Here is a 14,451-nt window from a genome sequence, read left to right as displayed (position 1 = left end):
CACCGAACTTGCGGTCCGCCTCCAGGGCGAACAGCGCGGCCGCCAGGACCGGGAAGACCAGCAGGACCAGAACGGCGGTCAGCAGGATGTTCCACACGAAGATCGGCATGCGGAACATCGTCATGCCCGGCGCGCGCATGCAGATGATCGTGGTGATGAAGTTGACCGCGCCGAGGATGGTGCCGAAGCCGGAGAAGGCCAGACCCATGATGCCCATGTCGGCGCCGATGCCCGGCGAGTGCACGGCGTCGGACAGCGGCGCGTACATGAACCAGCCGAAGTCGGGGGCACCGTTCGGGGTGAGGAAGCTGGCTGCCGCGATGAGCGAGCCGAACAGGTACAGCCAGTAGGCGAACATGTTCAGCCGCGGGAAGGCCACGTCCGGCGCGCCGATCTGGAGCGGCATGATCCAGTTCGTGAAACCGGCGAACAGCGGCGTCGCGAACATCAGCAGCATGATCAGGCCGTGCATCGTGAACGCCTGGTTGAACTGCTCGTTCGAGATGATCTGCAGGCCCGGTCGGGCCAGCTCGGAGCGCATGACGAGGGCCAACAGGCCACCGACCAGAAAGAACGCGAACGACGTCAGCAGATACAGGGTGCCGATCGTCTTGTGGTCGGTGGTGGTCAGCCACTTCACCACGACATTGCCGGGCTGCTTGCGCCGGACCGGTACCTCGTTCTCGTACGTGTCCTCAACTGCCGCGGCACCGTGGGATTCGCTGTTGATGGTCACAAGTGGGTGCCTCCCGACACTCGCGGTCGATGTCGCCTGTCAGCCGGCATCCTTGCGGCCCCGGAGGCGGCACTGCCACCGTGAACGGCCGAGGTGCGGCCAATCGCTTGACAGTCGGCCCCGAACGGAGCAGCCAGGACATGTTGATTCGTCTAGCCCGGGCAGCACGGCTGCCGCGCGGGCGACTTTGAGTCGGTTGAAGCAACGTTCGATCATGTTGTGTCTGCGGTAGGTGTCGCTGCGGAATTGTGGTGGCGGGCGCCGCCGCGTCCTCGGTTATGTCGGTGCCGTGGCTGGTCGGTCCTCTCCGGGATGGTGTGGGCGATAACCGATACTCCGCTCGAATACCCGGCGCCTTGGCGAATCCAGGACCGATCTCGTCCTCGGGAAACAGCACGACGTGCCGTCCGTGCTGCTGCACATTCTCGATGATCGTCAGATCCACGCGGTCCGCTTCGGCCCGGTCACCGTAGTCATGGCAGCGGACGCAGCGGCACTGGAACGGATCATCAGCCATGTGCGGAGGCTACGAGGCGGGCGCTTGCGTCGGGCAGCCGGGTTCGTGACGACCCTCTCGATCGAACGGCATCGGCACCCTCCGCGGCCGTTCGCCAAAATCTGTGCCAGAACCCCCGGAGAGTGACACAGCCAGCTGGGAAACCCCAGCCGAGCGTCTGCACAAACCACTCGCTGCCTGATCAAACCGACCGCGTGTTGCGACGACCCCTGGAATCCGCCTCCGCGGGGGGCTTCTCTTGATTCCGCCATATGCCGCCCCTGCAGTTTGCCTGGCTGCAGGTGAACTGGATCGGTCGTGATCCACCTGAGGGCCCGCTGGGGCTCGGGCTGTGTTGCCGGAAGCGTGCTCACCCGGCGTCCCTCGCCCGGGCCGGTGCCTCCGGGGCAGGTCAGAGCGCGAATGCCGGGACCCCGGGGGTGCGGGTCACACCGCACACCCCCCGTGCCCGCGAGGGCGCCGCGGGCGGCGGCGCGAGGGCCGGCCCGATCAGCGGCATGACGGCCGCCAGCAGCTCCGCCTCGCTCGCGGTCCCGTCCACGACCAGGTCGGCCGCCGCCCGGGAGGGCGCGACGTGGGCTGCGTGGCGGTCCCTGCCGGTCTGCAGATAGTTGCGCAGGGACAGTCGGGGGTCCTGCCGCTGCGCGTCGATCTTCCGGAGGATCTTGCGGGCGAGGCGTATGTCGTCGGGGGTGTCGACATACACCCGCCACGCCGCCCGCCGGACCACGGACGGCAGTGACAGCGCGAACAGGCCCTCGACCACCACCAGCAGCACACCGGGGCGCAGCAGCGCCGCGTCAATGGCGTGTGTCACCGCTGTCTCGTCGATCGACCCCGGATGGTTCCAGTCGAGGACGGCGTGCCCGTCGGCACTGACCGTCCACACACCCCTCAGGGGGTCGTGCGCGGGCACGTAGTAGTCGTCCAGATGGACGAGTGCGACGCTCTCGGAACAGTGCAGCGACAGGGCTTCGGCAAGGGTGGACTTGCCGGATGCGGTGCCGCCTGCGACCGCCAGTACACCCGTCATACCGGGCGCTCCTCATGTGCTCAAAGGGGATGGACGAAGCGGCCGGACGAGCCGGGTGCAGGGAATGTACGGCGGCGTGGTCGCCCATGGCAAGCGGCAAAATGCGGCCCGGTTCGGCCGAGGCCGGGGCCGCGACCTTGGGTCGACCTGCGCACCGGTGTCGGCGATGCCGCGGACCTTCAGCGTGGCGTAGCGGGCCTGGGGCGCGGGCGTGACGTCGACGCGCGGGAACGAGTCGAGGCAGCGCACCTGCGGCCGGGCGACCCCGCCCGGGCCCCACCCGCACACCGGGAACAGTATCGACGGCCGCCGCCCTCGACGCCCTGACCAAGACGTCTGCGGCAGGTCGCCCGGCCGAGCCGGAGGAGATCACCGGGGCGGCTCTCTCCCTCGACAGTGAGGTGGCCACCCGGGCGGGGCACTGGCCGGCGGCTCGCCAGACCCACATCTCGTGTTCGTTGCGGTAGTGCGGCCACGGCCGCCCGGCAGTGCCACGGCCCGCAGCTGTTCCTGCTGGTGGATCTCCATGATCAGCTCAGAGGACCGGGGTGGCCCGGAAGTAAGGGTGGGGAGGCGGGCGACCTCTTCGTCGTCGTGCGGATCGAGGCGTAAAGCGGCGGTTTCACAGTCGGCGGCATCTTCGCCGAGCTGCGCGGAAACGGACCGGGCTCGAGACCTCCGGGACCCGGCCGCGCGCACTCCCCTCCCGAGGAGCAGCGCTGGATCCATCTGAACGACAACACCGTCCGCCGTCGTCCGCCCCGGCACACGCCCGGTGGGAGCGCGGTGACGACGTGGAACCATTTGGTTCGCAGCCCTGCTCCCCGCCCGGTACGGCCAGGGCACCATGCGGCTCTCCGGTGCAGTGGTGGCAGCCCCACGGGTACCCCTCTCACATTTCGGCGAGGAGGTCACGGGCTTCCGCGCTCTGCGGGGCATTGAGCCGGGTGTAAGGACGGGCTGCCCCAACGCTGACTCGGCCAACTGGTCTCGAGCCGGCCGCCGTGGGGCACGACGAGCTCACCGTCCAGCACGAGCGCCTAGACCGCAAGCCGCTGCGGCGAGGTCCGGGAATGCGGGGGTCAGGTCGGATCACCGGCGGGACTGGATCAGCACCTGTCCAGGACGTGCAAAGAGAATCGCGCAGAAATCATCGGCCTTCTGGTCCGCGGCCCACCTGCCGGGCAGGGCCCCTCCGGAGGCGGCACCCGTCGGGCTTCGGCGAGCATCGGAGGGGTCAGTGCCACATCGCCACGTGTATGGCGTGGGTCCGCGGTCCGCGCGCTGGGCGGCACCGAACGGATCCGCCTCAGCCCGCATCCGGGTCCGGCCGCACTCGGGCGGGCAGCCGAAGGAGGGTGGCACCTTGGCGCAGGGCGGCATTTTCGAGGGTGAGCTGGCGGATGGCCTCCTTGAACAGGGCGAGGGCGCGGCGCAGGTCGGTGTTCTCCTGCCGGAGGCTGTGAGGGTTCGTCGCCGACTGCTCACGGGTCTGCTCGCCGGGCGCGGGGCTGGAGCCGGTCGGGCATGACGAACTGATGCGTGAGATCCAGCAGGAGCCGCTTCGCGGCCTCCGCACGGAGCTCGGGAAGGGCTGCGGGCTCGGATCTTGTGTGCGGCGCCGCGATGGGGTTCTGTTCATCCGTCGGCGGCACGATGCCTCGGCGCGCGACGTTGTTGAGCAGTTCGAGCATCCGGGAGATGGAGTCGAAGCAGTTGGTGAATCCGGCCTGACGGATCATCACCGCGCATGAGCTGCATCTGCTCTTCGCGCCGACCCGAGAGGAGGCGACGCGGGCGCCGGGCAGCCGGCGGTCCTCAGCCAGAGTGACGCCTACGGTGCGTCCGTACGGGCAGGACACCGACAGGGCGACTGCTGCCCGCCTGCCGCCAAGGGGGCGGTACGGGTCCTGCGCTGGATGCGAGCGCACTCAGAGGCACCTGGCTGAGCGACCTGGCGGGTCAGTCGGCGGGGGTCCATGGCGGGTTCGGCGTGATCTTGGTGGCGCCGCAGTTCCAGTGCCGGGATGACGTAGGCCCAAGCGAAGTGGGTGCCGATATGTGCTTCGTGGAGGTGGCCGGCGATGGCGCGGTCGCTTTCGACGCCCATGACGACGTGGAGGTGGACGAAGCCGTGGGTCAGTTGATCGTTGGTCCGATGTGCCGCGTTCTCTTCGCGGGGGAGAACGTCAACGTCACGGCGCTCACTTCGATGTGGAGAACGCCAGGTTGTGGGACCTGCCCGACGCAGCACCTCCGCCGATCTGCGTCGCTGTCGCGGGCGACCGCTCGTGCGAACTCGCCGGCCGGCTGGCCGACTTGGTGGTCGTCGGCGACCCCCAACAGGAGCTGATCTCCGCGTTCGACTGCCACGGCGGCACGGGCAAGCCCGGAGTCGGCCAACTGCCGATCTGTCACGACACCGACCGGGACGCTGCGATCACTCGCGCCCACGACCGGTTCCGCTGGTGCTGCGGCGGCTGGCCGGTCATTCACGCGATACGGCAACGGTTCCTGGTCGAGACGGCGTGCTTGAACGCCGTTTCATAGGGTCGGACGCTGAGCCGGCGCAACCCAACCTCGAGCGATACCGGCAGATGCGCGACGAACATGGCGCGCGTGAGCAGGTGCAATGCAGCGCCAAGCGGGTCGGCTGGTCCCGGTCAGGCTGCCGGGGTGGTGAGGACTGCCTTGGCCGCCAGCCGGAGATTCCTGATCATCGGATTCGGGTCGCCCTTGCGGCTGACCAGGACGACCTGGCTGGGGGGAGCACCCTCGATCGGGACGGTGACGAGGTCGGGACGCAGTGAGCTGCGCCGATCGCCGACCGGTAGCACGGCGATCGCCCTGCCGCTCGCGACGAGTTCGAGCTTGTCCTCGTAGCTCTCGATCGGCGGCACGCCGGCCCCCAGGATCCGGTAGGAGGTCCAGTCCGCGGTTTCGAGCGCGCACGGCGCCGCGTCCTCGCTGGCCAGTTCTTCCGCGGTCACCGACGCGCGGTCGGCCAGGGGATGGCCGCGCGGGACCACGAGCATCCGGGGCTCCTCGTACAGCGGGGCGGTGAACACGTCGTCGGCGGCGAACGGCAGCGGGGCCCGCGCGATCAGGGCGTCGACGCGGTTGTCGGACAACGCCCCGACGTCGCGGCAGCTCAGGTACCGGGTGGCGATCTCGGCGTCCGGGCAACGGCGGCGCAGTTCCCGTACGGCGGCAGTGATCACCAGGTCCTCGACGTAGCCGATGGCGATTCGTTCGGTCTCGGCTTGTTCACGCACGGCCAGCGCGGCCTGGCGGGCGGCCTGCAGCAGGGCTTGGGCCCGGGGGAGGAAGCTCTGGCCGGCCGGAGTGAGCCGGGTGCCCTGGGGTGTGCGGTCCAGCAGTCGTACGCCGAGATGTTTCTCGAGCCGTTGGATCTGGCGGCTCAGCGCCGGCTGGGCCACGTGCAGGTCGGCGGCGGCCCGACCGAAGTGCCGGTGCGCCGCCACCACGGTGAAGGAGCGCACCAGCCGCAGTTCCAGGTCCTGTCCGAGATCGTTCACCCTTCGAGCGTACGCGTCATGCCGTTTCGGAATGATCAGGTTGCCGAACCGGTCTTGGACGGCCATGCCGTCCTGGGCCTTGACTGAAGGAGCAACGTTTCCCCGAGAAAGCGACAGGCGCGATGAAGGCGATCCAGTTCCACGAAGCGGGCGGGCCGGAAGTTTTGCAGTATGACGAGGTGCCGGTTCCCGAGATCGGCCCGGGCGAGGTGCTCGTCCGGGTGCACGCGGCGGGCATCAACCCGCCGGACTGGTACCTGCGTGAGGGGATGAAGGTCATGCCGGCCGGGATGAGGCCGGCGCTGGAGTTCCCCCTGATCCCCGGAACGGACATGTCGGGCGTGGTCCGGGCGGTCGCTCCGGACGTGCTGGAGTTCGCCGTCGGTGACGAGGTCTTCGGCATGCTGCGGTTCCCCGGATTCGACGGCCGGACGTACGCCGAGTACGTGGCCGCGCCGACGTCGGACCTGGCTCACAAGCCGGCCGGTATCGACCACGTGCAGGCGGCCGGGGTGCCGATGGCCGCGCTTACGGCCTGGCAGTACCTGGTTGACCTCGGCCATGACGTGCCGTCTCCTTTCACCGGCCAGGTGCACCGGCCGGTGCCGATCACGCCCGGGACGACAGTGCTGGTCAACGGGGCTGCGGGTGGAGTGGGCCACTTCGCGGTGCAGCTGGCGAACTGGAAGGGGGCACACGTCATCGCGGTGGCCTCGGGCCGGCACGAGCAGTTCCTGCGCAAGCTCGGCGCCGATGAGTTCATCGACTACACCAGGACGCAGGCCGCGGACGTGGTCAGCGGTGTCGACCTGGTGATCGACACCGTCGGTGGCCCGGACAGCTCACGCTTCCTGACTGTGCTCAAGCGCGGCGGCACCATGCTTCCGGTGTTCTTCGCCCAGTACGACCCGGAAGAGACAGCGAGTCTGGGCATCACGGTCTCGGACATTCAGGTGCGTTCCAACGGCCCCCAGCTCGCCGAGATCGGGCGCCTGTTCGATGAGGGCAAGCTCCAGGTCGGGGTGGACAGCACCTACCCGCTGCCCGATGCGGGCAGCGCACACACGCGAGCCGCGCAGGGCCACATCCAAGGCAAGATCGTGCTGACGGTGGTCTCGTGACCGCCGAACTCCAGCAGGTGGTGGCGAACTACGCCCACGCCCTGGACGAGCAGGGACGCGCCGCATCAGCGCGGGCACCGATGCCCTGGCGGGGCGGAACCTGGTGTGCCTCTGCACGTGGTGACCATGCCGCACAGTGCGCGACGAGCGGGTGCGGATCGCGGTGAAGGAACAGCCGTCCCGCCAACACGCCGTCCATGGTGGCCACGAGCAGCCTGCTCCGTTGCGGATGGAGTGCGTCGACGATCTGGTCGAACGCACCCCTGACGCCCTTCGGATTCACCGGCGGCAACGCGACCCCGTGCGGGGTGACCGCCCGTCGGCACGGCTCATCGTCACCCAGCAGTCGACCACCTCGTGCCTCAGGCCGCAGGCCGCAGGCCAGCTCGTGGGGCCGGGTGTCCTGTGTGAACTCGGTTGACTTCACTGCCTTGTGCGCTCCCGTGGCGGTCAGCCTGGCAGACGGTCCCCATCGGCGGACCGGTCCATCGGGTGTGCACTGCCGTTTGCCGCGCCCCGTCACCTGCTGCAGTACGGGAGGAGGGCCATTTCGCGGGCGTTCTTGACGGCTGCGGCGAGTTGGCGCTGCTGTTGAGCGGTGACGTGGGTGACGCGCCGGCTACGGATCTTCCCCCGGTCGGAGATGAACCTGCGCAGCAGATCGGTGTCCTTGTAGTCGACGTAGGTGATGCCGGCCGCGACCAGGGGGTTGGAGCGGTGCTTCACCGGCTTGCGGGGGTTGACGCGTCGGGTCATGCGGATTCCTCGAAATGTGGTGGTGGCGATCGGTTGTTGTGCGGGTCGGTGGCTCACGCGGCGTCGAGTAGGGAGTCGAAGGCCGCCGGCAGGCGTTGCCACCCCTTGGGCCCGGCCGCGTATTCGGCGTCGGTGAGCAGGCAGGAGTCGAGGAGCTGCTCGATGCCGGAGCGGTCGAGTCCGGGGGAGGTGAAGACGAGGTGCTGGCAGCGGTCGCCGTGCTCCGGATGCCAGTCCAGGGCGGCGGCCGCACGCCGTACCGGGGGGACCAGCTCCCATGCGGCGTCGGGCAGAGAGGCGAGCCATGGGCCCGCGCCTTCGACGCACAAGGCGCCGCCGGCTGCGTCCCAGGCGAGCAGTGTGTCAGGGCGGTCGGCGAGCCAGAACCGGCCCCTGCTGCGAGCGGCCGCGCAGCAGAGGTCCTCCAGAGCCTGGTAGAGGCGTTCGGGGTGGAAGGGGCGGGTGCGATGCCACACGAGCGTCGTGACGCCTGCTTCGTCGGCCTCCTGAGGCAGGAGTGCACAGGCCGGGTGCTGGGCCGTGGCTGCCGCTTCCACGTCGAATCCGGCGAAGGCCAGTTGCCCGAGTTCACCTGAGAGCGCGTCGACGTGGCGGGCGGTGGGGTGCAGCTGGGTCAGCAGGGCATGATCGTGTTCGTCCGCGTCCTCGCTGTCCATGAGGGCGAGGACGGGCGCGTACTCCAGCTGCCGGGCCCAGGTGTCACCGACGGTGCGCTGGTCCGTCGCCGCTGCCGCAAGTCCCGCCTCGGCCAGGTCGTCTCCGTTGGCGAGGTACGGCAGGACCAGTGCCGGGTCGACCGCGGTGATCACGTTGGTGAGCGTCAGATCGTCGCCGCTGTGTGCCGCCACGACCTCCGCCATGGCCTTGGGTTCGACCGAGTCCCACAACTCGACGATCGCCAGCCGTACCGGACCGTGGCCGGCCAGCCGCTCCAGCTCGGGGATGAGGTCCTCCCGCAGTGCGCAGCAGGCGCAGTCGTTGACCAGCGGCGCTTCGCCCGACGCGAGCACGCCGGACACGTCGCGGACGAGCCGTCGCACGGTTCCCTCGCCCGCGGTGGCGAGGTCGTGGTGAAGGGCGACGCTGCCCGGCACCGCTCGCAGGAGGCGGTCGACCACGTGTCGGCGGGCGTCCGCGTGCAGGCCGGCGACGATGACGACCGGCAGGCGGCCTTCCTCGCGCATCATCGGCCCTCGGATCGGCCGTAGCGGCGTTCGAAGCGCTCGACTCGGCCCGCGGTGTCGAGGACCCGGGCTGTACCGGTGTAGAAGGGGTGGCTCGCCGAGGAGGTCTCGACGTCCACGACGGGATAGGTGTTGCCGTCCTCCCACTCGATGCGCTTGTCGCTGGTGAGCGTTGAACGGGTCAGGAAGGCGAAGTCGGCGGCCTTGTCGCGGAAGACGACGGGACCGTAAGCGGGGTGGATGCCGGGCTTCATGGCGTGCTCCCTCGGGCGGTAGGTGATCGGGTCAGCGTTCTTCGCGGAAGTCGACGTGCCGACCGGCAATCGGGTCGTACTTGCGCAGGACCATGCGGTCGGGGTCGTTGCGGCGGTTCTTGCGGGTCACGTAGGTGTAGCCGGTCCCCTCCGTGGAGCGGAGCTTGATGACCGGGCGGAGTTCGTTGCGAGCCATGGGCGCTACTATATGGGAACGATTTCCATTATCGATAACTACCCCTCAGTGAGAGGCAGGTCATCCTGTGTCCGCCCACTGCCAACTGACCGGCGCCCAGCCGGGATTCGGCAACCGCATCTCCCACTCGCACCGGCGCACCTCCCGCCGCTTCAACCCGAACATCCAGCACAAGAGGTACTGGCTGCCCAGCGAGACCCGGTACGTCCGACTGAAGCTGAGCGCCCGCGGAATCAAGAGCGTCGACACCATCGGCGTGGAAGCGGCTGTCGCGCGCATCCGTGCCCGGGGAGGGAAGGTCTGATGGCCAAGCGAAGCAAGATCGCGAAGAACGAGAAGCGCAAGGCCGTCGTCGAGCGGTACGCCACCCGGCGCGCCGCACTCAAAGAGACCATTCGACGTCCTTCCTCGACGGAAGCCGAGCGCGGTGCCGCGATCGCCGAACTGCGTCGGCAGCCTCGCGACGCCAGTGCCGTCCGTGTCCGCCTGCGTGACAGCGTCGACGGCCGTCCCCGCGGGCAGCTGCGCAAGTTCGGGCTCTCCCGTGTCCGCGTGAGGGAGCAGGCGCACGCGGGTTTCCTGCCCGGTGTCACCAAGTCGTCCTGGTGACGGCAGTTCCTCCGTGCTCACGGAGGAACGCCTGAGGGCGCGGCTCACGTCCGAGCGGTGCCCTCGCCCACACCCGGGTGACGCCGCACGCGGTCACCGGGGTCATCCCTTCACCTTGTCTCGGCTGCGCCTCGTGCCAGGCCGGAGCGTGGCTGCGGGCCGGACGCCGGACGCCGGCACACTGACCGGCAGATTGCGGGCTGCGTCCGTCCTGCGGCGGCATGTCGTGCACCTCAACTGAGGGCGGACAGTGCGGTGAGCAAGGGGCTGTTGAGCGTGATGACCGGGAACCGGCCGGGCGTTCGCGTCACGAAGTCGACATGGGCGATGCCGAATCGCCTCCCGCAGCCGTGGCACGCCGTCGAGGACGACGGCGTGCGGGGCGCAGCGGTGTGCCTCGCGCAGCGCGGTGTGTCCGTCGGGCGCCGGGTAGGGGTGCCGGCCCGCGTCCCCGACGGCCACGGAGGCACTTCGGTCAGCGCGGGTTCGTCATCGACGACGGGGACGCGGACTCGCCGGCTTCGGATCCCCGGGGCGCCGGTCATGTCCGGATTCTGCCCTGGTCGGCCGGCTGAACCCTGTGTTCACCCTGAGCCGCAGCCGTGTGACGGCTGTCCACCAGGTACGACGGAGTCTGCGGGAGGGGGAGGTGTCGACTGCCGTGACCGAAGGGGGCATTGGCACGCTTCGGCCACCGGATTCCCTTGAACCTCGTGTGACTCGGCGCCCAGTCTGAACTCCGGCCTCCGCTCACCGGCGGAGGTCTGACACGTTCAGGGGAGGACGTCCACCCATGCGAAGACTCCATGCCCTGTGGGCCGGGGCCGCAGCTGCCGGACTGCTCGCGGGGGCGATCCCGCCCGCGGCCGCCGTATTCGGAGCCTCGGTCACCACACCGCCCACGGGCCCGCGTTCCGCCGTACCGCAGATCGTCACCCTCATCACCGGCGACACCGTGTCGCTCACCACCGGACCTGACGGCAAGTCCGCCGTCGACGTCCACCGTGGCAAGGGCCGCGAGGCCGCCACCTTCCTGTCCAGCGAGAAGGACGGAGAGATCAGCGTCCTGCCCGCGGACGCCATCCCGCTGATCCAGGCGGGCCGTCTCGACCCGGCCCTGTTCAACGTCACCCAGCTGGTCGAGCAGGGGTACGCGGACGCGAAGACGGGTGCCACCCCGGTGATCGCCACCTACAGCAAGGGCAGTGCGACCCCTGAGGGTGCGCGCCGGACGCTGGCGCTGCCCGGGATCGACGGCGCCGCGCTGAGCGCGAAGAAGTCCACCGCGTTCTGGGCGGACATCGCCCCGGCGCTCGGTACCGAGGCCACCTCCAGGGCCGCCAAGCGGCTCGGCGAAGGCATCGACAAGATCTGGCTGGACGCCAAGGTGAAGGCGTCCCTGGATGTGAGCGTGCCGCAGATCGGCGCGCCCGAGGTGTGGCGGGCGGGCTACGACGGCACGGGCGTCAAGGTCGCGGTGCTGGACACCGGTGTGGACACCGGGCATCCGGACCTGGCCGGGAAGATCGCCGAGACGCAGAGCTTCGTACCGGACGAGACCGTGCAGGACGGCTTCGGCCACGGCACCCATGTGGCGGCCACCATCGCCGGCTCGGGCGCCGCCTCGAACGGCAAGCGCAAGGGTGTGGCGCCGGGCGCGGAGCTGCTGGTCGGCAAGGTGCTGAACAACGCGGGCGAGGGCCAGGCCTCGTGGATCATCGCGGGCATGGAGTGGGCGGCGCACTCCGGGGCGAAGATCGTCTCGATGTCGCTGGGCGGTACGGCGTCCGGCCCCTCGGACGTGCTCAGTGAGACCGTCGACGAGCTGTCCGCGTCCACCGGGAGCCTCTTCGTCATCGCGTCGGGCAACGCTGGTCCGGGCGAGCAGACCGTGGGGACGCCGGGCATCGCGGACTCGGCGCTGACGGTGGGCGCGGTCGACAAGTCCGACAAGCTGGCGTCGTTCTCCAGCCGTGGCCCGCGCCTCGGTGACTCCGCGGTCAAGCCGGAGATCACCGCGCCGGGGGTGAGCATCACCGCGGCGCGTGCCGCCGGTACCAGCATGCCCGGCAGTACGCCGGTCGACGACTACTACACGACGGCCAGCGGTACGTCGATGGCCACCCCGCATGTCTCGGGTACGGCGGCGCTGGTCGCGCAGGCGCATCCGGACTGGACCGGTGAGCAGATCAAGGAAGCCCTGGCCAGCACGGCGAAGACGAACGCCGACAACTCGGTGTTCGAGCAGGGCGACGGGCGGGTCGACGCCGTGCGGGCCGTCACGCAGAACGTCTTCGCGACCTCGACGCTGAGCTTCGGGAAGTTCGAGGACGGTGACATCGAGGTCGCCAGCAAGGACATCACGTACACCAACACCACCGACAAAGCTGTGGAGTTGAAGCTCACGTCGTCGCTCGCCGATGTCACGGTGGGCGCCGCCACGGTGACCGTCCCCGCGCGGGGCACCGCCACGGTCCCGGTCGGTGTCGACCCCGCGGCGGAGGCCGAGGGCCAGTACACGGGCCACATCACGGCGACCGCCGACGGCATCCAGGTCACCACGGGCGTCGGCTTCGAGAAGTCGCCGAAGACCTACGACCTGAAGGTCTCGCTCCTGGGCCGCGACGGCAAGCCGTCCACCGGGGCGTCGATCTACTCGCTCCAGGAGCTGAACGGCGCCCGTCCCAACGAGTACGGCTTCATCGGCAGCGGCTGGACCTGGCAGGTGCCGGCCGGGACGTACTCGATCTCGACCTGGATCCCGGACCGGGACGGGGGCGGGATTGCTGTCGGCACCTCGGTCGTCGGCAATCCCGAGATCAAGGTGAACGGGGACACCGAGGTCGTCCTCGACGCCCGTGAGGCAGTGGAGATCAAGCCGAAGACCAAGGAGGACTCCGAGTTCAAGGGCTTCAGCACCAGCTGGCACCGCGAGGGGCCGGGCAGCACCTGGGGTCTCACCTACAGCCAGGGCTTCTGGACCGACCACATCTATGTGGCTCCGACGAAGCAGGTCACCGTGGGAACCCTGGACTTCTACGCCAAGTTCCGGCTGTACGCGAAGGAGTTGACGGCGAGCGTCACCAGCCCGAAGAAGACCGAGCTGTCCTCGCTCTACTACTCGCAGACGTACGAGGACTTCCCGCTGAAGTTCAGCGGTGACCGCAAGGTGCAGGCGGTGGACGCGGGCGGCGGTACCGAGGCCGACTTCGCGGGGCTCGACGTCAAGGGCAAGGTGGCGGTGGTCGCGCTCGGCGCCACGGAGCGCGCCCAGAGCGCCCTGGACAACGCGACCAAGGCGGGGGCGGGTTACCTCATCGCCTACCGTAAGACGCCCGGTTTCTGGATCGAGGCCGTCGACCGCGCGACCACGGTGCCGCTGATGATCGCCACCGGTGAGCAGGGCGCCGCGCTCGGCGACCTGCTGAAGACCGGCAAGAAGGTCACGCTGAAGCTGAAGGGCACGCCGACCAGTCCGTACGTCTACAACCTGCTCGCGGCGCAGAGCGGCGCCATCACGGCAGACCAGACGTACGACCTGGACAAGTCCAACACGGTGAAGGCGAAGGCCCGTTACTACGGGGCCACGGCCGGCGAGATCGGCGCGGACACCCTGTACACCTTCCGCCCCTGGCAGCGCTTCGGTATCGAGAGCAGCGTGGAGACCGAGCTGGGCACGGAACGCGACGAGTACTACTACGCCGACCCGGACACCCGTACCTGGCACGTCGTCTACCCGCACTGGAACACGCTCCGGGGTCAGTGGAGCCCGCTGCGGACCTTCGCCACGCCGGGCACGGACCCCACCACCGAGAACTGGCTGCGTCAGGTCGTCCGGCCGGGAACCAGCGAGGAGTACGGCCTCTCCCAACGCACCGGTGACAAACTCACGCTCCGCGTCGCGGAGTTGACCGACTCCACGCCCGGTCACTACGGCAACATCGACGGCACCGACAACACCGCGAAGGGCAAGCTCTACGCGGACGGGCGGCTGATCGGTGACTCCACGCTCGGCGGGTACGGCGTCTTCGAGGTGCCGGCGGACAACGCGTCGTACCGCTTCGACCTGGATGTGCAGCGTCGGGCGGCCTGGGCCAAGTACTCCACGAGCACGCACACCGAGTGGACCTTCGCCTCGGCGCACACCACGGCCGAGACGGCGCTGCCGCTGCTCACGGTCGGCATCGCGCCCAAGGGTCTCGACCTGCTCAACCGGGCCGAGCGCGGCAGGCAGTTGGAGGTCGCGCTGCCGGTCTCGAACCAGCTGGGCAGCGCGAAGGCGCGCGGTCTGAAGGCCTGGGTCTCCTACGACGACGGCACGACTTGGAAGGAAGTGAAGGTCGAGGACGGCAAGGCCCGGTTCAAGCCCGCGAAGGGCGCCGAGACGGTGTCGCTGCGGGTGCGGGCCGCCGACCGCGACGGCAACGGGATCGATCAGACCGTGCTGCGGGCGTTCGGACTGAAGTAGGCCTGAACCAGGCCTAC

The 14,451-nt window shown here is 69.4% G+C and carries 14 protein-coding genes; 6 read left to right on the top strand and 8 right to left on the bottom strand.

Annotation, left to right across the window (positions count from 1 at the left end):
- From IE275_RS44090 to IE275_RS44080, 3 genes are all read right to left on the bottom strand, one after another.
- On the bottom strand, positions 1 to 736 hold a 736-nt coding region (locus IE275_RS44090), incomplete at its 3' end, for a cytochrome c oxidase subunit I (RefSeq protein WP_189718341.1).
- A gap of 908 nt (positions 737 to 1,644) precedes the next feature.
- Positions 1,645 to 2,286 carry a uridine kinase family protein gene (locus IE275_RS44085; protein ID WP_189718340.1) on the bottom strand — a complete coding sequence of 214 codons (642 nt, stop codon included), beginning with the start codon at positions 2,284 to 2,286 and terminating at the stop codon, positions 1,645 to 1,647.
- Between the two features lie 1,484 nt (positions 2,287 to 3,770).
- Positions 3,771 to 4,028 (bottom strand): hypothetical protein, encoded by a 258-nt coding sequence (locus IE275_RS44080; protein WP_189718339.1) that lies wholly within the window; start codon positions 4,026 to 4,028, stop codon positions 3,771 to 3,773.
- A gap of 487 nt (positions 4,029 to 4,515) precedes the next feature.
- Between IE275_RS44080 and IE275_RS44075 the strand changes: the two genes are divergently transcribed.
- A complete protein-coding gene (locus IE275_RS44075) occupies positions 4,516 to 4,836 on the top strand; it encodes an LLM class oxidoreductase (RefSeq protein WP_229871307.1) in 321 nt (106 codons plus the stop codon).
- A 113-nt stretch (positions 4,837 to 4,949) separates the two neighbouring features.
- Here the strand turns inward: IE275_RS44075 and IE275_RS44070 are convergent, their stop codons facing one another.
- The gene (locus IE275_RS44070; protein WP_189718337.1) at positions 4,950 to 5,825 is read right to left on the bottom strand and encodes a LysR family transcriptional regulator; all 876 of its coding nucleotides are present in this window, start codon (positions 5,823 to 5,825) and stop codon (positions 4,950 to 4,952) included.
- A 122-nt stretch (positions 5,826 to 5,947) separates the two neighbouring features.
- Here IE275_RS44070 and IE275_RS44065 point away from each other — a divergent pair, with 122 nt between their 5' ends.
- Complete coding sequence (locus tag IE275_RS44065) at positions 5,948 to 6,946, top strand: NADP-dependent oxidoreductase (RefSeq protein ID WP_189718336.1); 999 nt, start codon at positions 5,948 to 5,950, stop codon at positions 6,944 to 6,946.
- A 136-nt stretch (positions 6,947 to 7,082) separates the two neighbouring features.
- The gene (locus IE275_RS44060; protein WP_189718335.1) at positions 7,083 to 7,367 is read left to right on the top strand and encodes a hypothetical protein; all 285 of its coding nucleotides are present in this window, start codon (positions 7,083 to 7,085) and stop codon (positions 7,365 to 7,367) included.
- A gap of 98 nt (positions 7,368 to 7,465) precedes the next feature.
- Here the strand turns inward: IE275_RS44060 and rpsR are convergent, their stop codons facing one another.
- From rpsR to rpmG, 4 genes are read right to left on the bottom strand one after another with little or no spacing between them, the layout of a single operon-like run.
- Positions 7,466 to 7,702: a 30S ribosomal protein S18 gene (gene rpsR / locus IE275_RS44055; RefSeq protein ID WP_189718334.1), complete on the bottom strand. Its 237-nt coding sequence runs from the start codon at positions 7,700 to 7,702 to the stop codon at positions 7,466 to 7,468.
- 53 nt (positions 7,703 to 7,755) lie between these two features.
- Positions 7,756 to 8,907, bottom strand: a complete 1,152-nt coding sequence (locus IE275_RS44050) for a CobW family GTP-binding protein (RefSeq protein WP_189718343.1) — start codon at positions 8,905 to 8,907, stop codon at positions 7,756 to 7,758.
- On the bottom strand, positions 8,907 to 9,161 hold the full coding sequence (locus IE275_RS44045) for a type B 50S ribosomal protein L31 (protein WP_189718333.1): 255 nt from the start codon (positions 9,159 to 9,161) through the stop codon (positions 8,907 to 8,909). Before IE275_RS44045 ends, IE275_RS44050 begins: the two co-directional genes overlap by 1 nt.
- Before the next feature lie 31 nt (positions 9,162 to 9,192).
- On the bottom strand, positions 9,193 to 9,357 hold the full coding sequence (rpmG, locus tag IE275_RS44040; protein ID WP_189718332.1) for a 50S ribosomal protein L33: 165 nt from the start codon (positions 9,355 to 9,357) through the stop codon (positions 9,193 to 9,195).
- A 67-nt stretch (positions 9,358 to 9,424) separates the two neighbouring features.
- Between rpmG and rpmB the strand changes: the two genes are divergently transcribed.
- The 3 genes from rpmB (at position 9,425) to IE275_RS44025 (ending at position 14,434) form a co-directional block, all read left to right on the top strand.
- Complete coding sequence (gene rpmB, locus IE275_RS44035) at positions 9,425 to 9,661, top strand: 50S ribosomal protein L28 (RefSeq protein WP_189718331.1); 237 nt, start codon at positions 9,425 to 9,427, stop codon at positions 9,659 to 9,661.
- Entirely contained in the window at positions 9,661 to 9,966 is a 306-nt protein-coding gene (rpsN, locus tag IE275_RS44030) for a 30S ribosomal protein S14 (RefSeq protein ID WP_189718330.1), read from the top strand. Before rpmB ends, rpsN begins: the two co-directional genes overlap by 1 nt.
- A gap of 793 nt (positions 9,967 to 10,759) precedes the next feature.
- Positions 10,760 to 14,434: a S8 family peptidase gene (locus IE275_RS44025; protein WP_189718329.1), complete on the top strand. Its 3,675-nt coding sequence runs from the start codon at positions 10,760 to 10,762 to the stop codon at positions 14,432 to 14,434.
- Positions 14,435 to 14,451: the final 17 nt, after the last annotated feature.

The sequence above is a fragment of the Streptomyces phaeofaciens genome, from assembly GCF_014648915.1.
GTDB classification, from domain to species: Bacteria; Actinomycetota; Actinomycetes; order Streptomycetales; family Streptomycetaceae; genus Streptomyces; species Streptomyces phaeofaciens.
Note: the sequence above shows the minus strand (reverse complement) of the source record. Positions and strands in the feature narration are given on the sequence as shown.

Excerpts from the sequence above, each read along its gene's own strand:
- IE275_RS44045 (WP_189718333.1), bottom strand. The coding sequence starts at position 9,161 with ATGAAGCCCGGCATCCACCCCGCTTACGGTCCCGTCGTCTTCCGCGAC.
- IE275_RS44025 (WP_189718329.1), top strand. The coding sequence starts at position 10,760 with ATGCGAAGACTCCATGCCCTGTGGGCCGGGGCCGCAGCTGCCGGACTG.
- rpsN (WP_189718330.1), top strand. The coding sequence starts at position 9,661 with ATGGCCAAGCGAAGCAAGATCGCGAAGAACGAGAAGCGCAAGGCCGTC.
- IE275_RS44050 (WP_189718343.1), bottom strand. The coding sequence starts at position 8,907 with ATGCGCGAGGAAGGCCGCCTGCCGGTCGTCATCGTCGCCGGCCTGCAC.
- rpsR (WP_189718334.1), bottom strand. The coding sequence starts at position 7,702 with ATGACCCGACGCGTCAACCCCCGCAAGCCGGTGAAGCACCGCTCCAAC.
- IE275_RS44065 (WP_189718336.1), top strand. The coding sequence starts at position 5,948 with ATGAAGGCGATCCAGTTCCACGAAGCGGGCGGGCCGGAAGTTTTGCAG.
- IE275_RS44085 (WP_189718340.1), bottom strand. The coding sequence starts at position 2,286 with ATGACGGGTGTACTGGCGGTCGCAGGCGGCACCGCATCCGGCAAGTCC.
- IE275_RS44080 (WP_189718339.1), bottom strand. The coding sequence starts at position 4,028 with ATGATCCGTCAGGCCGGATTCACCAACTGCTTCGACTCCATCTCCCGG.
- rpmG (WP_189718332.1), bottom strand. The coding sequence starts at position 9,357 with ATGGCTCGCAACGAACTCCGCCCGGTCATCAAGCTCCGCTCCACGGAG.